This window comes from Rhodococcus sp. IEGM 1406 (genome assembly GCF_030056745.1).
In the GTDB taxonomy this organism is placed as follows: domain Bacteria; phylum Actinomycetota; class Actinomycetes; order Mycobacteriales; family Mycobacteriaceae; genus Rhodococcus_F; species Rhodococcus_F erythropolis.
The window spans coordinates 1,267,048-1,285,789 of sequence record NZ_JASHKO010000002.1 but is presented as its reverse complement, the minus strand read 5'-3'; the positions used below and the strand labels follow the sequence as shown (position 1 = coordinate 1,285,789).

Here is an 18,742-nt window from a genome sequence, read left to right as displayed (position 1 = left end):
ACTGAAGGGTTCCGACATGCGTGGGTACTACACAGCCGATCAGGTGCGAGCAGCGGAGGCGCCGCTGCTCGACAAGCTGCCCGACGGAGCGCTGATGCGTCGAGCGGCGTACGGTCTCGCGCGAGTCGTCGCGGACGAATTACGTTCCCGTACAGGATCGGTCGCGCATCGGTCGGTGACGCTTCTGGTCGGTACCGGCGACAACGGCGGTGATGCCCTGTGGGCGGGTGCGTTGCTCCGCAAACGAGGTGTGAGTGTTCGGGCCGTGTTGCTCGATCCGGCGCGCGCTCATCGGTCGGGCCTCGACGCTCTCCTGAAGGCCGGTGGCCGAGTCGCTGCCGAAGTCGGGTCGCCGGATCTGGTGATCGACGGCATCGTCGGGATTTCCGGGCACGGCGGTCTGAGGCCTGACGCAGCCGAGCTCGTCGGCCAGGTGGAGGCACCGATCGTGGCGGTCGATCTTCCGAGCGGCGTCGACGCGAACACCGGCGCATTGGACGGCCCGTCGGTGACCGCTGATGTGACGGTCACATTCGGTGCGCTCAAGCCGGTGCACGTACTCGCGGCTCCGCTGTGTGGTCGTGTCGAACTCGTGGATATCGGATTGAGCGTCGGCGAACCGGCGTTCGGTTCGCTCGATCCGGCCGAGGTCGGTGCGCTGTGGCCGGTGCCAGGCGCGGAGGACGACAAGTACTCGCAGGGTGTGGTGGGCATCGTTGCGGGAAGTGAGCAGTATCCCGGCGCGGGAGTGCTCTGCACCGGCGCCGCGGTGACCGCGACCTCCGGACTGGTTCGCTACGCCGGGCACGGCGCCGCCGAGGTGCTCGCCCGGTTCCCGGAGGTGATTGCGAGTGAGACGTTCCAAGCCGCCGGGCGGGTTCAGGCCTGGGTGGTCGGACCCGGTATGGGTACCGACGACGACGCCGCGCGGCTTCTGGCGTCGGTACTGGCTACCGATGTACCCGTTGTCGTCGATGCGGACGGACTTACCCTCCTCGCTCAACGTCCCGAACTTGTCGCAGCCCGGACCGCGCCGACTCTTCTGACGCCCCACGCCGGCGAGTTCGCACGATTCACACCACTCGGCGACGACAGAATCGCGGCCACGCGTGCTCTCGCCGAACGCCTCGGAGTCACGATTCTGCTGAAAGGCCATACGACGGTGATCTCGGATCCCGGCGGTGAGGTCCTGGTCAACGACGCCGGCGGCTCCTGGGCGTCGACCGCAGGCTCGGGTGACATCCTCTCCGGTGTGATCGGCGCGTTGCTGGCGGCGGGTCTGAGCCCTCTCGAAGCCGGGGCCGTCGGGGCGCGGGCTCACGCGTTGGCTGCGAACATCGCCGCTGCCGGCGGTCAGAGCGATGTCGCCGGAGCACCGATTTCGGCTTCGCCGCTGCTGGGAGGTCTGCGCGAGTCGGTGCGTGTGCTTCGCTCTTTTGCCCTTGATTGAGGGTGTTCAAACCCGAACACGTGTCCGATTCTGCGCGGGTGGCAGGATTGTCGCCATGACGCTTGCCCAGGGAAGAGCACCGAAGGAGCCTGCGGAGGGGAAGGCGAGCCGACTCGACGACGCAGTAGGGCCGCAGACGGAGGCAGTCGTCGATCTGGACGCGATCGCGCACAACGTGCGTGTCCTGCGTGAATTTGCCGGTGATGCAGCGTTGATGGCGGTCATCAAGGCGGACGGATACAACCACGGCGCAGTTGCGGTTGCGCGGACGGCACTGTCGGCCGGAGCCCGGGAACTCGGCGTCACCACCATCGCGGAGGCACTGGTCCTTCGCGAGGCAGGCATCACCGCTCCCGTCCTGGCCTGGCTGCACGGCCTCGACGCCGATTTCTCCTCGGCGATCCGATCCGACGTCGAGATCGGCGTGTCCTCCCCGCGACACCTGGCTGCTGTCGTCGACGCGGCACGGGTTCTGGGACAACAGGCGGCCGTGACGCTCAAGGTGGACACCGGTCTCAATCGCAACGGCGTCTCGAGAACCGAGTGGCCGCAGATGCTCGACGACCTCGCCACTGCCCGGGACGAGGGCACGATCAGGCTGCGCGGAGTGTTCTCCCATCTTGCGCACTCGGACGAACCGCATCATGACGTCATCGACATGCAGAAGCAGCGTTTGATCGAAGCGGTTGCCGACGTCCGCGCTCGCGGATTCGAACCCGAAGTTGTTCATCTTTCCAACTCCGCCGCTACAGTCACCCGTCCTGACCTGCAATTTGACATGGTTCGACCCGGAATCGCGATATATGGATTGTCTCCGGTGCCCGAACTCGGAGATTTCGGTTTACGACCGGCGATGACGCTGCGAGCGAAGGTGATTCTGGTGAAGAAGGTGGCCGCCGGAGAGGGCGTCTCCTACGGGCATCAGTGGGTCGCACCGCACGACACCACTCTTGCGCTGCTTCCCGTCGGCTACGCCGACGGTCTGACTCGTTCACTGAGCGGCAAGTTCGAAGTGCAGTTGGGCGGCAAGCGTCGCCAGGCCGTCGGGCGGATCTGCATGGACCAGGTGTTGGTGGACCTGGGGCCGGACGGCGACGGAGTTCGCGAAGGCGACACCGCGATCTTCTTCGGCAACGGCGATCACGGCGAACCCAACGCGCAGGCCTGGGCCGACGTACTCGACACCATTCACTACGAGGTCGTGACCGGAATACGTGGACGCACTGTGCGTACGTACATCGGGGGAGAGACGTCATGAAGACTGCAGGAAAGATGAGCATTCTCGGTGGCCTGCTCAGTGCTGTGGCGCTCGGCTCGATGGCCGGCGTGAATGCATTCAAGACCGCGACGCGTCCGGGCCGGGAAATCTACGCGGACGAGGACTTCGACCTCATGACGCGCGACCGCAAGAGCACGGTGCGCACCGAGGACGGCGTCGAGCTGGCAGTTCGCGAAGTGGGACCGGATGACGCTCCGCTGACAGTCGTTTTCGTGCACGGGTACTGCCTGAGTGCGCTGTCCTGGCATTTCCAGCGCCGCCAGCTCGAAGAGCGATGGGGCAACAAGGTTCGCATGGTGTTCTACGACCAGCGCGGACACGGAGATTCAGGTATGCCGCGTTCGAAGAGTTGCACGGTCTCGCAGCTGGGCCGCGACCTCGCGACTGTCGTCGAGGCCAAAGTGCCCAAGGGACCGATAGTTCTCGTCGGCCACTCGATGGGCGGCATGACGGTGCTCGCGCTTGCCGGTCAGCGACCCGAATGGTTCGATGGCCGAGTCATCGGCGTCGGGCTGGTCGCGACGACGGCGGCAGGGCTGGCCGAGACCGGTCTGACCCGCAATCTGCAGAATCCGATCATCGACGGGTTCCGGTTGGCAGTGCGCACCTCGCCAGGAGTGGTTCAGCACGCCCGGGGCGCTGCGCGAGTACTGATCACGCCGATCCTGCGTGCAGCGTCGTACGGCACCGATGTCAGCCCACGACTGCATGAGCTGTCGGACGGCATGCTCGACCGGACCTCGGTCGTGACCATCGTCAATTTCTTGCGGACGTTGGAACTGCACGACGAGTCCGCGTCCCTCGAGGTGCTCGCGCACACACCGGCAGTCGTGATCTGCGGCGATCAAGACATGATGATTCCGTTCATCAGCTCCAAGCGTCTCGCTGCCGATCTCCCCGAGTCGGAACTCGTGAGAGTTCACGGGGCCGGCCATCTGGTGCAGCTCGAGTTCCCGGCGATCGTGACGGACGCAATCGACAAGCTGGTGCAGCGTGCACAGGTAGAAGAGCGGTCCGATGTCGGCTGAGAACGCCACCGGAATCCCCGAATCCGGCCAGATCACGTTGGAAACGGCCGAGGACACCGAGGCTTTCGGCCGACGCTTGGCGGCGGGACTTGTTGCCGGCGACCTGGTGGTGCTGGACGGGCCACTCGGGGCGGGCAAGACCGCGTTGACGCGCGGAATCGGCGCCGGGCTCGGAGTGCAGGGCCGGGTGACGTCCCCGACGTTTGTCATCGCTCGTGAGCATCGTCCGGGCACCCGCCCCGGCGGCGGAGTTCCCGTCGGCATGATCCACGTCGACGCATACCGGCTGGGAGACAGCGGACCGCATGCGCTCGACGAACTCGATGCCCTCGACCTCGACACCGACCTCACCGATGCAGTGGTGGTGGTCGAATGGGGTGGTGACGTCGTGGAAAGGCTCGTCGAACGACACTTGCGCGTGCAGCTTCATCGGGAACCTGAATCGGATGTGCGGACTGCGAGTTGGTCCTGGACGTCGTGAAACGGCGTTTCGTGTCGCAGACGTCGTGAAACGGCGTTTTGTGTCGCAGACGTCGTGAAACGGCGTTTGGTGTTATGGACGTAGTCACCCTCCCAGGCCGGAAGTAGTTCTTCACGTGCGGGTACCCTGAGAAATCGTGCTTGTTCTCGCAATTGACACCTCCACTCCGGCAGTCACTGCCGGAGTCGTCTCCCTGTCTGCTCCGTCACCGGACGCAGAGTCACCGGGCACCGAGTCGCCGGGCACAGTGGAGACGCTTGCCGTGCGTGTCACGGTCAATCCTCGTGCGCACGCCGAGGTCTTGACCCCTCACGTCCTCGAATGCCTCGCCGAGGCCGGGCTCACGCCGGCAGAGTTGAACGCCGTCGTCGTGGGTGTCGGGCCGGGGCCGTACACCGGACTGCGTGTCGGCATGGCGACAGGCGCTGCCTTCGGTGATGCACTCGGTGTTCCCGTGTACGGCGTGTGCAGCCTCGACGCCATCGCGGCTGCGGTACCGACCACACAGAGCCTGCTCGTCGTGACTGACGCGAGGCGTCGCGAGATCTACTGGGCGCGCTACGACGGCGGAGTGCGCGTTGAAGGGCCGGCTGTGAATTCCGCCGGCGACGTCGATCCTTCGCCTTCGACGCTGATTGCCGGATCTGCTTCGCACGTGGACTTCTTCGATCTGCCCGTCGACCCGGCGGAGACACCTTCACCGGCCGGCTTGGTCACAGTCGCTGCTCGCGAGATTCTGGCCGGATCGGTTCCGGCCCCGCTCGAGCCGCTGTACCTCCGACGCCCGGATGCGAAGACCCTCGCAGAACGTGGCAAGTGAGACCGAGCAGATGAAGTACAGCATCGAGCCGATGAACGTCGATGACGCCGAACGGTGCGGGGAGTTGGAGCGCGCGTTGTTCGCGGGCGACGGACCCTGGAGCGCGCAAGCGTTTGTCTCGGAACTTGCGGGCGCACATAATCATTACTTCGTTGCCAGGGAACCCGACGGTCACATCCTCGGCTACGCCGGAGTCGCGTTGTTGGGCGCGTCGCCGAACATGGAGGCCGAGGTTCACACCATCGGTACCGATCCCTCGGCTCAGCGACTGGGAATCGGCGGCGCGTTGCTCGATGCGCTTCTGACCCTGGCGGATTCACGGCAGTGTCCGGTGTTCCTGGAAGTGCGCACCGACAACGACCCTGCCATCGCGCTGTACCGGCGCGAAGGATTCGAGATCGTCGGAACACGAAAGAAGTACTACCAGCCCAGTGGGGCAGATGCGTACACGATGAGACGGCCCGCCGTGCTCGGTGTCCGCGAAATTGAGGAGCAGCAAGCATGATCGTCATGGGTGTCGAAAGCTCTTGCGACGAAACAGGTGTCGGTATCGTTCGCTGGAACGGTGACGGAACCTGCGACCTGTTGGCCGACGAGGTGGCATCGAGCGTGGATCAGCACGCCAGGTACGGGGGAGTGGTTCCCGAAGTAGCCTCGCGGGCTCACCTCGAGGCGATAGTGCCGACGATGCGCCGTGCCCTTGCTGCCGCCGGTATCGAGAAGCCCGACGCACTTGCCGTCACCATCGGACCCGGCCTGGCCGGTGCGCTACTGGTCGGTGTCGCCGCCGCGAAAGCCTATGCCGCAGCCTGGAACATACCGTTCTATGCGGTCAATCATCTCGGCGGTCACGTCTCGGTTGACACTCTCGAGCACGGTCCGTTGCCCTCGTGCGTCGCATTGCTGGTCTCCGGTGGTCACACGCACCTGCTTCACGTCGAAGATCTGGGCAAGCCCATTGTCGAACTGGGCACGACTGTCGACGACGCCGCCGGTGAGGCCTTCGACAAGGTGGCCAGACTGCTCGGGCTCGGCTTTCCCGGCGGACCGGCACTCGATGCTGCTGCGCAAGAGGGAGATCGGAACGCAATCGCCTTCCCCCGCGGCATGACCGGCCCGCGCGATTCGCGGCACGACTTCTCGTTCTCGGGACTCAAGACGTCCGTCGCCCGCTATGTCGAATCGAAAGAGCGCGCAGGCGAGGCCTTTTCGATCCCGGACATCGCTGCCTCGTTCCAGGAAGCGGTTGCCGACGTCCTGACGATGAAGGCAGTGCGTGCAGCCAAGGACGTCGGGGTCGACACGTTGGTTCTCGGCGGCGGCGCCACGGCCAATTCACGTATCCGTTCACTCGCCGAGCAGCGCTGCGCCGAAGCCGGCATCACGTTGCGCATTCCGAAACCTCGACTGTGCACGGACAACGGCGTGATGATCGCTTCGTTGGCTGCCCACCTGATCGGAAACGGTGCGGGCCCTTCGGAATTGAGTGTTGCCACGGACCCGGGGCTGTCGGTCTCGGTCAGCCAGTTGATGCGCTGAGAATCAACCGACTGGGACCGGTTCCCGATCCGGTGTGGTCGCGGGGCCGGGTTCGGGCGTCGAGGTATTCGGTTCACCGGGTTTTGTCGTCGGATCACCACCGGGGGTGGTGAGTTCGGTTTCGGTGGAACCGGATCCAGGATTTTCCGGCGTCGTCGGGTTTTCGCCGCCGCTCTCACCCGGGCCGAGACCGCCGCCGGGGTTTGCCTCGGTCGGATCGACCGGGGGAGTCGCCTCGGTGTCCGGCAGCGTCGGCCACCACGCCGGTGGATCGGGCAGCGTGATTCCGGGGATGGTCGGCCAGTTCGGAGTGGTCGTTGTCGTCGTCGGCGGTGTGGTTGTCGTCGACGTGTCCGGTATCGGCGCCGGCGGAAGCGTGTACTGATGCGTTGTGTACGAGTGCGTGTCGAACGGCTGTGAGTCGAACGGCGTTGTGGGATAGCCGTACTGCGGGAAAGTGCTGCCCACTACCGAAGGCAGAGGATCGTGCGAGGGGATGATCGTCGATCCGGTGCTCGGCGTCGCTTCGGGGCTCACCGTCGTCGTGGTCGAACCGGTTCCGACAGGCGAGACCGCGGTGTCGTCGGTCGGCACCAATTCCTTTGCGCCGTAGCCGAGTACCAGTCCGCCGACCACGAGCGCACCGATCAAAGCTCCCGAGACCTTGGCGGTGGATCCCGAGCGCTGGTCACTTCCGGAGCCCAGCAAGGGGAAACGAATTGCGGTGATCGAATCTGCCAGGAGTGCAGCACCTTTGGTTGCCGCAGTCTCGGGCTCGACGATCTCGACCAAGGGGAGGTCGACGGCAGCGGCGACGGCGGACCGCACGGCCGGAATGTGTGCGCCACCGCCGATGAGCACAACGGCACCGACCGGCCGCGGTGAGCCGTTCACGACTTCACGGATGAAGGTGACGGCGCGCTCGATATCCGGGGCGATGATGGCTTCGAACTCGTCGCGCGTGATCGCCATTGCGTCGACGGGAAGGTCGATGGTCACCTTGGCGGCGGTGGACAGTTGCTCTTTCGCGACGTGGCACCGGGCAGCAAGAAGCTCCGCGTCGGTGTACCGGCGCAGGTGCCCTGGCGCCTTCTCCGTCACGAAGTCGACCAATGCCCGGTCGATTCCGGCCCCTGCGAGGGCGTCGATACGGTCGGAATGCAGAACCTCACCGGTGTGGTCGACGACGGACACCGTCAGACCCTGATCGCCGACGTCCACCTGAGCTGTCGTGTCGTACCGCTCGGTTTTCCCGGTCTCGGCGAGATACGCGTGTACTGCGGCAGGTTCGGGGATGGCACGGACCTGCTTCGGCGAGCGCGAGAGAGATGACCTGATGCTCGCGAGCTGGTCGTCCGTGCGATAGCTGACACCGATCGAGCGCGGCGCTTCAGATCCGTCCGTTACCTGCGTCGTCATCAGCTTGATGGACGCCCGGACGAGGTCACCGACGTTGGAATTGGCCTGATCCGCCGAGACGAAGCGAGTCTCGGCAGGTACCGCTCCTGGCGCGTTTGTGCTGGTATCGGTGTCGACGAGTGCTGAATAGACACCGGAAGATCCAGTGGAAATTCCCAGTGAACAACTCATCGCGCACCTCCTCACAGTCAATACCGGTCAATGTTCAATCGACCGCCGTTATATGAACGTTACAGAAGGTTCGTGAGGATTGCTCAGTGCTTTTTGTCTCCATGACACCCTTTTCGGACCGAAAGGGTGGTTTTACCTGCGAAATTGTCGATCATTGATTCATGCGGAAAAAAGGCGATTCTCCCCACATCGACCGGGATCGACGACGCGCGCTGATCCGGGGTGCGGTGCTTCGACCCACGCTGACGATGATCGCCTTCGGATGTGCGTACTTCTTCCTGCCGTGGATCGATGTCCACACAGTGGGTGCGATTTTCCTCTTGATCGGTGGAGGGGCAGCGGTGCTTGCCGTGACGACCTGGCAGGTGCGTCGAATTCTGCGTTCCGATGTGCCTTCTCTACAGGCGGTCGAAGCAGTGGCGGTCGTGATGCCGACCTACTTGCTGTTGGTGTCCATCACCTATTTTTCGGTCGAGCATGCGAGTGCCGGCAGTTTCACCGAACCGCTGTCGCGTATGGCGGCCCTGTACTTTTCGCTGTCGGTGTTCTCGACCGTCGGCTTCGGCGACATCGCTGCACAGACGGACCTTGCCAGGGGACTCGTGAGCCTTCAGATCGTCTGCAATCTGGTGTTGATCGGATTCGGCGTTCGATTCGTGGTTGCCGCAGTGTCGTGGGCGAAAGCGCACCGCTCGCCTTCGAGCGGACCTGAAATCACCTAGGACACTGCGGCAATCGGAGTCATCGTCCGGTGTGGACCAACAATTCGACGTTCTGGTCGACGCCGGTACCCGTCAACTTCGGGTCGCGGTGGATGTCGTTGAACGACAGTTCGCGGTACAGCGAGGCGAGCCCGGCTGCCGACTTGTCGCTGTACTCGACTGAATTGGGACTTTCCGCTTCGAAGAGCGTCGCAAGCAACGACACCGTTCCGTCGTGATTGTCCGCGATCTCGATGATGCGCCCGAGCTGTGGGTAGTCGATGTGAGAGGCGGTGTTGATCTCCCAGAAGCCCTGCTCGGGGGTCGCGCCGGGCCACGGGGTGATCTTGTTCTCGTGGGTGTGTCCGTTCACCCAGGCAAGTACGTTCGGGAAACGATGCAGCAAGTCCAGAAGCTGTGAACCGCGCAGGCGCGGCTCGAGGACGTTCTCGGGGTCGGGAATGAGATTGTCCATCGTGTCGCTCGTGTGGTGACTGAACAGCACGAAATAGGTGTCACTGCGCGACTCGGTGACGCGAGAGCCCGCGGCGTCGTAGTAGGTGCTGCTGCCGGCGCGCAGGGTGTTCTCGATCCACTGGAACTGAGCGGCGCCCAGCGAACCGTCGACAAGGCCTGCGCGGTTGGTGGAGTCCATGCTGATGCCGACGACGCCCGGTGCGATCTGGAACGAGTAGTAGCCGATACCGGTTTCGCCGGCGTCGGGGGCGAAACCGTGCCCGACAGGGCCGGGGCCGGTGTGCGCGGGATCAAGGTGTGCGGCGATGAACTGCCGGGGTGTGAACGGTGCGCGCGACGGGTCGGGGGTGACCTGGCGCGGCGGCGTAGTGAAGGCGGACAGGATTCCGGGAATCGCACTGGGATCGAACTTGGTGGCGATGTCGATCTGCTTGGCCTGCTCCGGTGAACCGGGCACCTCGAATTTGAGAGATCCCGTGTACATCGCTTCGAGCGGTGGGATGCCGCTGGGCACCGTGCCCGACACCGAATCGTCGTGGTTGCCGAACACGCAGTACCAAGGGGTGTTCAGGCCGGGGCTCGACACGGGAGTGAAAGCGGCACCGAAGAAGTCCGGAATCTCCGGGAAGCCGGCCTTCTTGTACATGTCGAGCATCGGCGATTCAGGGTTCCAGTACAGATCGGCACCCGAGTTCTGCACACCCTCGTAGCGGTCCTTGGCGCCGGTGTTGGCGACGACGGTTCCGCCGTTGAGTGAGGTGAGGAACCAGTCGAGTTCGGCGAATTCCTTGTTGTCCGTGTTGTCGCCGGTGGTGACCACGGCATCGAAGGGGCGCGAGGTGTGCGGGCCGCTCCCGATCGAATTGACGCGTCGGACAAGCGAAATCAACCCGTGCGCCGTCAAGGTCTCCTGGGGGCGGAACGCCGAGCCGGTGATCTGATGGACGTATTCGAAGCGCATGGGGGACTGGGCGTCGACGATGTGGACGTCGGTCAACTGCACGAGTGAGGCGAGCGCGGTGCGTCGGTCCTCGCGTCCTGACTTCGGCTCGGCCAACTCGCTGCGCACGATGTTCGCCCACCCGGGACCGGCAGTGAGCCTGGTGTAGCCGCTGCTGCTGACGGGCGTGGACACGGACTCGAGAGTGGTGCCGGGACCTGACGTCGGAATGGTCGACGCGCCTGCGTATTGCAGGCCCCACGGCTTGCCAAGGCTGACCGCGCCGACGGCGCCGAGTCCGGCGAAGGTCAGAAAACTACGGCGATTGATGTTCGTCACGAAGTGAACAATAGGTGAACGTGGTGGACGGCTGTCCTGTTTCGCTCTGGACGAAGAGAAAAATGCGCCCAGTCCTTGAGGGTTGGCACTCTCACGTATAGAGTGCCAATTGGCGCTGATCGAGTTCCGGCACCCGCGACGACGGGACTGCAGTGACGCGCCGTAAACGGCATACCCAAACAGCTGTCCGAGGATCGCCTCGGACGCACATACCCCAAAGTGGAGGGCTCATCGTGGCGAGCGTCAACATCAAGCCGCTCGAGGACAAGATCCTCGTCCAGGCCAACGAGGCTGAAACGACGACGGCTTCCGGCCTGGTCATTCCTGACACAGCCAAGGAAAAGCCCCAGGAGGGCACCGTCGTTGCAGTCGGCGAAGGCCGCGTCAACGAGCAGGGCAACCGCATCCCGGTCGACGTCAAGGAGGGTGACACGGTCATCTACTCCAAGTACGGCGGAACCGAGATCAAGTACGCCGGCCAGGAATACCTGATCCTGTCGGCACGCGACGTGCTGGCTGTCGTCTCCAAGTAAGACACACGTGATCCGCCCCGGAGTCCACACAGGATCCCGGGGCGGAATGCGTTCACGCCCCGAAGATTCAGGAGCTGACAGAACAGATGTCCAAGCAAATTGCGTTCAACGAGACCGCACGCCGCGCTCTCGAAGCCGGAGTCGACAAGCTTGCCGACGCCGTCAAGGTGACCTTGGGCCCGCGTGGACGCCACGTCGTGCTCGCCAAGGCATTCGGCGGCCCCACCGTCACCAACGACGGTGTGAGCATCGCCCGTGAGATCGAGCTCGAAGATCCCTTCGAGAACCTCGGCGCGCAGCTCGTCAAGAGCGTCGCCACCAAGACCAACGATGTTGCCGGCGACGGCACCACGACCGCGACCGTTCTGGCCCAGGCCATCGTCCGCGGCGGACTCAAGAACATCGCAGCGGGCGCGAACCCGATGGCGCTCGGCGTCGGCATCAACGCCGCAGCCGACAAGGTCGTCGAGGAACTGCTCGCCGCGGCCACCCCGGTCGAGGGCGAGAAGTCGATCGCCCAGGTCGCCACCGTCTCCTCGCGTGACGAAGAGATCGGCAAGCTCGTCGGCGAGGCACTCACCCGTGTCGGAACCGACGGCGTCGTGACGGTCGAGGAATCCTCCACCGTTGCAACCGAACTCGTTGTCACCGAAGGCGTTCAGTTCGACAAGGGCTACCTCTCGCCCTACTTCGTCACCGACATCGATGCGCAGAAGGCCGTCTACGAAGACGCGTTGATCCTGCTCTTCCGCGAGAAGATCAGCTCACTTCCCGACTTCCTGCCGCTGCTCGAGAAGGTTGCCGAATCCGGCAAGCCGCTCTTGATCATCGCCGAGGACGTCGAGGGTGAAGTTCTCTCCACCCTGGTGGTCAACTCCATCCGCAAGACCATCAAGGCCGTCGCCGTCAAGGCGCCGTTCTTCGGTGATCGTCGCAAGGCATTCCTCGACGACCTCGCAGTCGTCACGGCAGGCACCGTCATCAACACCGACGTCGGCCTCTCCCTGAAGGAAGCCGGCCTCGACCTGCTCGGCAGCGCTCGCCGCGTTGTCGTCACCAAGGACGAGACGGTCATCGTCGACGGTGCCGGCACCGCTGACGACATCGCGACCCGCGTCGCGCAGTTGCGTCGCGAGATCGAGAACACCGATTCGGATTGGGACCGCGAGAAGCTCGAAGAGCGTCTGGCGAAGCTGTCCGGCGGCGTGGCCGTCATCAAGGTCGGCGCAGCCACCGAAACCGATCTCAAGGAACGCAAGTTCCGCGTCGAGGATGCGGTCAACGCAGCCAAGGCAGCAGTTGCCGAGGGCATCGTCCCCGGTGGCGGATCGGCTCTCGTTCAGGCCGGTACGGCTCTGATCGGGAACCTCGGCCTGTCGGGTGACGAGGCCACCGGCGTTGCCGTGGTCCGTGAAGCCCTCAACGCTCCGTTGTTCTGGATCTCCAGCAACGCAGGCATCGACGGATCCGTCGTTGTCAGCAAGGTCGCCGAGATGACCAAGGGCGAAGGCTTCAACGCTGCCACCCTCACCTACGGCAACCTGCTTGCCGACGGCGTCGTCGACCCGGTCAAGGTCACTCGCTCGGCAGTGGTCAACGCCGCTTCCGTCGCGCGCATGATCCTCACGACCGAGAGCGCTGTCGTCGAGAAGCCGACCGAGGCAGTTGCCGACACCGGACACGGTCACAGCCACTAGCTCGCTGCTCGTAGTTTCGACAAAGAAGAGATCCCCCACCGGATTCCGGTGGGGGATCTCTTCTTTCGTCTGGCGATCAGATGAGCGGGATCGTTGCGAACGGCTCGCTGGTGGGCTGCTGCGATCCGCCGGGCGGTTCGACCGTGAACGCCAACTTCGTGTTCGGGCCGATGCCGTCGAGCACCACCTGGGTAGTGGGTTTGACGTCGCTCGGAGCCATCGTCCCCATCGGGATCATCGTGGTGTCGTCGGTGTCGCCCGGCACCAGCCACATCTGGTAGACGGTATCCGGACTCGGGGGAGTCACATCGTTCATCACGAGGACTGCGGCGTCTTCGGAGGGCGAGAACAGCGTCGTGGCACTACCGCCGCCCGGAATGTCACGCGTCGTGGCATGAACGTCGGGTGCTGCCATGATTTCGGATGCGGGGTTCTGCGGCGGCGTGTTGTCGGACAGCGTGCGTCCGATTCCGATGCCGCCGACCAGGATTGCGACTGCGGCGGCCGCCGCAAGTGCCATGGTCCACGGGCGTCGACGGTTACGACGCTCGGCCAGCGAAACCGGGGCGTTGGGAGCCGCGGTCTGTTCTGCGATCGAGGCGAGGACGCTGCTGCGCAGCGACGGCGGGGGCTCGACGGCGTCGACGACGGTCATCGCGGCCATGGTTTCGGAGGTGAGTCGGACCTGGGCGTCGAATTCGGCGCGGGTCGCGGAGTCCGAAGCGGCAAGTCGTCTGTCGACCTCACGGCGCTCGTCGAGGTCCAACGCATCGATCGCGTAGGCGTACGCGTAGTCGATCAGCTCTTCGTCCATCTCACATCACCCCCAAACATCCACGTAGGCGCAGTAGTCCGTCGCGAATTCGCGACTTGATCGTGGGAATCGCCACGCCGAGATCTTCGGCCACCTCGCGGTACGTTCGGCCGCCGTAATAGGCGAGAGTCACCGATTGGCGCTGAGTGTCCGTCAGCGTTTCGAGGCAGTCGGTGACAGCACGATGCTCGTCTCTTCGTGTCACTTCGTCGCTGACGACGTCGAACTCGGGAGTGGCATTGGTGGTGTCGTAGAGAGCCTGTCGATCCGAACTCGACTGTTCGGAGCGCACGCGATCCACCGCGCGGCGGTGGGCAAGCGTCAGAAGCCAGGAGAGTGCGGACCCCTTGGCAGGATCGAAGCTGTCGGCCGATTTCCAGGCTTGGAGGTAGACCTCTTGGACCGCTTCCTCGGAGAAGCCTGGATCACGGAGTACACGGAGAACCATGCCGTAGACACGGGAGCTGGTTCGGTCGTAGAACTCGGCAAAGGCGCTCTGGTCGCCACCGGCCACGTTCGCGAGGATCACTGCCAGCTCGCGTGATTCCACGATTCGCGCGGTGCGGGCCGCAGAATTGTCCGTCGGGCATGCGTCGGCCGCATCCGACGCATGGTCTGGCTCGCTCACGAAGAGTTGTCTCGCTTCATCGCGTACAACCGTAGCGTGCATGTCCGGTTCTTTTCTCTCGGCCCGCCGTTGGCCGCTGTGCGCCTTTATTAACCGCGGGGGGTTAATAAAGGCGCACAGCAGGTGGGGACTACTGCGGCATCAGCACCGAATCGATGAGGTAGACGGTGGCGTTTGCGGTCTTGACTCCACCGCAGACGACAGTTGCGTCGTTGACCTTGATGTTGTCACCGGATCCGGTGACGGTGACCGTTCCGCCCTCTGCGGTGGGGTGCGTTCCGTCGATCGCGTCAGGAGCGATCTGGCCGGGAACCACGTGGTAGGTGAGGATCTTGGTCAGCGTGGCGCTGTCCGTCTTGAGGCTGTCGATCGTCGCGGGGTCGATCTTGGCGAATGCCGAGTCGATCGGTGCGAAGACGGTGAACTCGCCGCCGTTGAGAGTGTCGACCAGGTTGACGTCCGGGTTGAGCTGTCCGGAGACTGCCGCGGTCAAGGTGGTGAGCAACGGATTGTTGGATGCCGCTGTGGCAACCGGATCCTGGGCCATTCCGCTGACCGATCCGGCGCCGCTCGGCACTGCGGCTGCATAGTCGGCACAACCGGCACCGACCAGATCAGAAGCAGGCTCCGCCATCGCGCTGCTGGGAGACATGCTCGATCCCATGGCAGAAGACGTCATGGCGGCGCTGGACGTGTCGGTCGACGAATCGTTGTCGTCGGAGGAGCAACCGACGACGCCGAAGACGGCGAAAGAGGCTGCTGCGGTGACTGCCAGAACTCGAGTAGAGGTGTTCATGGGTCTGCCTTCCTGAAGGGATGTGCTGAGGTGCACTGTCAGAAGGCATTCGGAGTCGGTTGTCGACAGGATGGGTCGGAGTCGGAAATTCTTTTCAGGAGCTGGCGTACACAAGCAAAAGCCCCCGAAAACTCTCGGGGGCCTTGTGCACTCGACCTACGTGTATCAGGAAGCTATGCGGGTGGTGCGACGGTGGCGCGCATGTAGTTCACGTTCGGTTTCCGACATTCCTCCCCAGATGCCGTACGGCTCGGCGACGGTCAGCGCGTGGCTGCGGCACTGCATCAGTACCGGGCACTGACGGCACATCTCTTTTGCGCGGGTTTCGCGCTGGGCACGTGCTCTACCGCGTTCGCCATCGGGATGGAAGAACATGGAGGAGTCGACTCCGCGGCACAGACCGTGCATCTGCCAGTCCCAGATGTCTGCGTTGGGGCCTGGAAGGTGATTCGGTGCAGGCATGTTGACTCCTTACTGCAAGCTCGCGTTGATCAACGAGCGGACCAAGTTGCCCGGAGGTTATCCGGGCCTTCTGAATCGTTCACGCTTGCTAACCGTAAGGGTGCTGAGTAAATCGCGTCAATAGGCTCGTTCAGTGGCGATCGGCATATATCGAAATGCGAGAGTTAACGAAGTATATATTTACATTTCGGGTCTCTCATGCGTTGTGCTGCGCCGATGTTGAAATCGGGTCGATCGAGGTGGTGGCAGGCAAGCCTGGCTGCTCGAGATGCGAAACCCACAGATCAAAGATATGTTTGCTGCTGATCGCCCGGCGAAAACACTCAGCCCGCCGGCTCGGTTTGCGCCATTTGTCCGATATTGCGCGGGCAGGGCCGTACTCCATTTCGGGACTTAGTGCCCAAGTTTCAACTAGGACATCTGTCCAATAAGTAATGCGCAGTTAACGTCACGGATATATGCCCGTTAAATATCATTACGAGTACATTCGGCAAATCTCAGTTGAATATCTGATTAACTCCGACAAACTTGCCTTTTCGTCTTCCCGTGCGGCAAACGGCATCGGTCAGGCGCTTGTCTGTTGGCGCTGCTGCGATGATCTACCTGTGTCGACACCTGAGCCCCCTGAATCGCCTTCGTTCACTGAGTCACCTGGCCGTCCCGGGACTCTCGAATCCGCCGCATTCGGTGCGGATCCGGACCTTGACCGTCTCCCGGCGCCTAGCTCTACCCGGGATTGGTGGACAACGGCAGTAATTCTGGGTGGTCAGGGGCACTACGCCAGGGCGCGGGCAGCATTGGATGTCCTCGATCGGCTCACGACGGGGTCCTCGACGCACTCGGATCGAATTCTTGCCTCTCTCTCTGCCAGCACGAGGGCGTCGTTTCTTCGCCAGAGTGGACGTCACGCACTCGCGTCGACGTGGGACGGGCGCGCACTGGCGATCGTCGGCGGTCTGCCAGTCGATCCAGAGGCTGCCTGTGACGCTCTGACCGGTCTGGCCGCGGACGCCCTCGGTTGTGGCCGGCTCCCGCTCGGCTGGCGCCTGCTGGGGGAGTGTCGGACCCGTCTGGGCGGCGAGGGCGGGCTGTGGCGGCAGGAAATTCGGATCGAATGGGTCTCGGCGGAACTGGCGCTGGCGGGAGGTGACTTCGCGCGCGCCCGCAGACACGCAGAACGCGCCGTCGAATTGTCGGGGAAATCGGAGTCCGTCCGGCACCGCGTGAAGTCGGATCTACTGCGCAGCGCCGCGCTGACCGGAACAGACCCAAGCGCTGCCGTGGAGTCGGCAGCGGAAGTGCTTGCGCGGTGTCAGCAATACGGCCTGCTGCCCCTGGCCTGGGCGTCGTCGCTGCTGATCGAGGGCGTGAGCGGCGGGAGGACCTCGCCGAGTGCCCGTGAGATCGGCGATCTGATTGCGATGCGCGGTGGATCACTCCTACCTTTGTCGTAATCGATCCACCCGAAGTCTCTCGCGAACGATTCCCACAGGGCCGTTTTGATATCGCGACTGCTGGGCGGGCATGCGGAGACCAGCCGGTCCGGATGGTTACTCTTAGAGGGTTCCGCTGAGAGCGGGAGCACACCCGCTCGGGAGGTGCCACTGTAACGCCAGGATTTTCGCTGACGATGACAAATACGAGCGATGAGTTGGACACCGCGGTCGCCGCTGCTGCGCAGGGCGACCGTACAGCTCTAGCTTTGGTTCTGGAGAACATCCGACCGATGGTGGTGCGCTACTGCCGCGGTCGAGTGGGTGCGGCCGAGCGGGGACACCTGTCCGCTGACGACGTCGCGCAGGAAGTGTGTCTGGCCGTGATGACCGCGCTGCCGCGTTATCAAGACCAGGGACGCCCGTTCATGGCCTTTGTGTACGGAATTGCCGCGCACAAGGTTGCGGACGCGCATAGAAGTTCCGCCCGTAACAAGTCGGAGCCCGTTTCCGAAGTACCGGATGTAATAGCACTGGATGATGGTCCCGAACAGCGAGCACTCGATTCGGAGTCCAGCAGACAGATGCATGAACTTCTCGGCACACTTCCGGAGAAGCATCGAGAAATCTTGATACTTCGCCTGGTGGTCGGGATGTCGGCCGAGGAAACGGCCGTCGCCGTCGGTAGTACCGCCGGAGCTGTACGAGTCGCTCAGCACAGGGCGATCGCGAAACTGAAAAAAGAAGTAACGAAAGCAGGTGAGAGCTTTGGCTAGAGACGAGGGGCGTGACGCTTCGAATCTCGGTGATCTCGCCGACGACGGTACGCCAGTGGACTTGGCTGCGGTTCGGCGTGACGATGCGCTGATCGAGTCCATTTCGAGTGGCGGGCCGGTAGCAACCGATAGCACCGAACAGTACGAACTTGCGTTGATTCTCTTGCAATGGCGTGACGATGTCGTTGCGACTCCGATGCCCGAGGGTCCGTTGTTGGACGATGTCATCGCTGCAATCACAGCGACGCCGTCCGGCTTCTCCGATCGTCAGCGTTCCCGTTCCCGTTCCCGATTGCGTGTGGTCCGCCCGATCGCCGCCGCAGCAGCTGTTGCAGCAGTGGTCTTCGGTGGTGCCACAGCGATGGCGTACGACGCCCAGCCCGGCGATGCCCTCTGGGGCGTCAAGCAGGTCGTCTTCGCCGACGAGGCCAACTCGACGGTCGCGAAGATCGACACGACATCCGAGCTGGAAAAGGCCGAGCGTCTGTTGGCCGCCGGGGACATTCCCGCGGCAAAGATGGTGCTGGACAACGCAGCTCACCGTGCCGATGCGGTCAAGGACTCGCAGGACAAGACGGATCTCGTCGAGCGTTGGGGCAAGTTGATGACGCAGGTCCAGGAGACCACGTCACCCGCAGTACCGCCGTTGACGTCCGATCAGCAATCCTCGCTTGCCACCTCTCCCACGGCGATTCCGGGGACTTCAGTCAATCCGGCCAACCCTCAGTTGTCTGGCGGCGTGACCACAACGACAACGCCCGACCCTGGAATCATGCAAGCGCCTGGTCCAAGCGCGGCGTCGTCTACACCGTCATCGTCGCCCACGACGACTACCACGACCACGACGACCACCACGACAACGACGTCACTGGCCCCGGCCTCGTCGCCGTCGGGTGATTCTTCTTCACCCCCACCCTGAGGTTCCCGCTCTGATCGCATCGTTGCGGTCCAAGTTCATA

At 63.6% G+C, this 18,742-nt stretch carries 19 protein-coding genes; 13 read left to right on the top strand and 6 right to left on the bottom strand.

Annotated features, from left to right (window positions below):
* Positions 1-16: 16 nt before the first annotated feature.
* The 7 genes from QM596_RS15390 to tsaD all read left to right on the top strand — a co-directional run bounded on the left by QM596_RS15390 (position 17) and on the right by tsaD (position 6,597).
* Positions 17-1,450: an NAD(P)H-hydrate dehydratase gene (locus QM596_RS15390; protein WP_283309272.1), complete on the top strand. Its 1,434-nt coding sequence runs from the start codon at positions 17-19 to the stop codon at positions 1,448-1,450.
* A 55-nt stretch (positions 1,451-1,505) separates the two neighbouring features.
* Positions 1,506-2,708, top strand: a complete 1,203-nt coding sequence (alr, locus tag QM596_RS15385) for an alanine racemase (protein ID WP_133728669.1) — start codon at positions 1,506-1,508, stop codon at positions 2,706-2,708.
* Positions 2,705-3,757: an alpha/beta fold hydrolase gene (locus QM596_RS15380; protein WP_047888576.1), complete on the top strand. Its 1,053-nt coding sequence runs from the start codon at positions 2,705-2,707 to the stop codon at positions 3,755-3,757. The genes alr and QM596_RS15380 overlap by 4 nt, the downstream gene beginning before the upstream one ends.
* The gene (tsaE, locus tag QM596_RS15375) at positions 3,747-4,238 is read left to right on the top strand and encodes a tRNA (adenosine(37)-N6)-threonylcarbamoyltransferase complex ATPase subunit type 1 TsaE (protein WP_020969060.1); all 492 of its coding nucleotides are present in this window, start codon (positions 3,747-3,749) and stop codon (positions 4,236-4,238) included. Before QM596_RS15380 ends, tsaE begins: the two co-directional genes overlap by 11 nt.
* Positions 4,239-4,374: 136 nt before the next feature.
* A complete protein-coding gene (tsaB, locus tag QM596_RS15370) occupies positions 4,375-5,058 on the top strand; it encodes a tRNA (adenosine(37)-N6)-threonylcarbamoyltransferase complex dimerization subunit type 1 TsaB (protein ID WP_069145823.1) in 684 nt (227 codons plus the stop codon).
* A 10-nt stretch (positions 5,059-5,068) separates the two neighbouring features.
* Positions 5,069-5,563, top strand: a complete 495-nt coding sequence (rimI, locus tag QM596_RS15365; protein ID WP_060938861.1) for a ribosomal protein S18-alanine N-acetyltransferase — start codon at positions 5,069-5,071, stop codon at positions 5,561-5,563.
* Positions 5,560-6,597, top strand: coding sequence for a tRNA (adenosine(37)-N6)-threonylcarbamoyltransferase complex transferase subunit TsaD (tsaD, locus tag QM596_RS15360; protein WP_029254929.1), 1,038 nt, complete (start codon positions 5,560-5,562; stop codon positions 6,595-6,597). The genes rimI and tsaD overlap by 4 nt, the downstream gene beginning before the upstream one ends.
* 3 nt (positions 6,598-6,600) lie before the next feature.
* Here tsaD and QM596_RS15355 read toward each other — a convergent pair whose 3' ends face one another.
* Positions 6,601-8,187 (bottom strand): Hsp70 family protein, encoded by a 1,587-nt coding sequence (locus QM596_RS15355; protein WP_019747580.1) that lies wholly within the window; start codon positions 8,185-8,187, stop codon positions 6,601-6,603.
* A gap of 161 nt (positions 8,188-8,348) precedes the next feature.
* Between QM596_RS15355 and QM596_RS15350 the strand changes: the two genes are divergently transcribed.
* Complete coding sequence (locus QM596_RS15350) at positions 8,349-8,909, top strand: potassium channel family protein (RefSeq protein ID WP_020906930.1); 561 nt, start codon at positions 8,349-8,351, stop codon at positions 8,907-8,909.
* Positions 8,910-8,928: 19 nt separating this feature from the next.
* Here QM596_RS15350 and QM596_RS15345 read toward each other — a convergent pair whose 3' ends face one another.
* Positions 8,929-10,644: a TIGR03767 family metallophosphoesterase gene (locus tag QM596_RS15345; RefSeq protein WP_019747582.1), complete on the bottom strand. Its 1,716-nt coding sequence runs from the start codon at positions 10,642-10,644 to the stop codon at positions 8,929-8,931.
* A 233-nt stretch (positions 10,645-10,877) separates the two neighbouring features.
* Here QM596_RS15345 and groES point away from each other — a divergent pair, with 233 nt between their 5' ends.
* Both groES and groL read left to right on the top strand, forming a co-directional pair.
* The gene (gene groES, locus QM596_RS15340; RefSeq protein ID WP_003940763.1) at positions 10,878-11,177 is read left to right on the top strand and encodes a co-chaperone GroES; all 300 of its coding nucleotides are present in this window, start codon (positions 10,878-10,880) and stop codon (positions 11,175-11,177) included.
* 86 nt (positions 11,178-11,263) lie between these two features.
* Positions 11,264-12,874: a chaperonin GroEL gene (gene groL / locus QM596_RS15335; protein WP_019747583.1), complete on the top strand. Its 1,611-nt coding sequence runs from the start codon at positions 11,264-11,266 to the stop codon at positions 12,872-12,874.
* A 76-nt stretch (positions 12,875-12,950) separates the two neighbouring features.
* On the opposite strand, the gene QM596_RS15330 is transcribed toward groL, so the two are convergent.
* The 4 genes from QM596_RS15330 to QM596_RS15315 form a co-directional block, all read right to left on the bottom strand.
* Positions 12,951-13,688 (bottom strand): anti-sigma factor, encoded by a 738-nt coding sequence (locus QM596_RS15330; protein ID WP_019747584.1) that lies wholly within the window; start codon positions 13,686-13,688, stop codon positions 12,951-12,953.
* A 1-nt stretch (position 13,689) separates the two neighbouring features.
* A complete protein-coding gene (locus QM596_RS15325) occupies positions 13,690-14,358 on the bottom strand; it encodes a sigma-70 family RNA polymerase sigma factor (RefSeq protein ID WP_019747585.1) in 669 nt (222 codons plus the stop codon).
* An 88-nt stretch (positions 14,359-14,446) separates the two neighbouring features.
* Positions 14,447-15,112 (bottom strand): fasciclin domain-containing protein, encoded by a 666-nt coding sequence (locus tag QM596_RS15320; protein ID WP_007728616.1) that lies wholly within the window; start codon positions 15,110-15,112, stop codon positions 14,447-14,449.
* Positions 15,113-15,277: 165 nt separating this feature from the next.
* Positions 15,278-15,574, bottom strand: a complete 297-nt coding sequence (locus tag QM596_RS15315) for a WhiB family transcriptional regulator (RefSeq protein WP_003940939.1) — start codon at positions 15,572-15,574, stop codon at positions 15,278-15,280.
* 755 nt (positions 15,575-16,329) lie between these two features.
* On the opposite strand from QM596_RS15315, the gene QM596_RS15310 reads away from it, so the two are divergent.
* From QM596_RS15310 to QM596_RS15300, 3 genes are all read left to right on the top strand, one after another.
* Positions 16,330-17,028 carry a hypothetical protein gene (locus QM596_RS15310; protein WP_037249344.1) on the top strand — a complete coding sequence of 233 codons (699 nt, stop codon included), beginning with the start codon at positions 16,330-16,332 and terminating at the stop codon, positions 17,026-17,028.
* 176 nt (positions 17,029-17,204) lie between these two features.
* Positions 17,205-17,783, top strand: a complete 579-nt coding sequence (locus QM596_RS15305; RefSeq protein WP_003940953.1) for a sigma-70 family RNA polymerase sigma factor — start codon at positions 17,205-17,207, stop codon at positions 17,781-17,783.
* Positions 17,767-18,702 (top strand): anti-sigma-D factor RsdA, encoded by a 936-nt coding sequence (locus tag QM596_RS15300; protein WP_502943383.1) that lies wholly within the window; start codon positions 17,767-17,769, stop codon positions 18,700-18,702. Before QM596_RS15305 ends, QM596_RS15300 begins: the two co-directional genes overlap by 17 nt.
* The last annotated feature ends 40 nt before the right edge of the window (positions 18,703-18,742 follow it).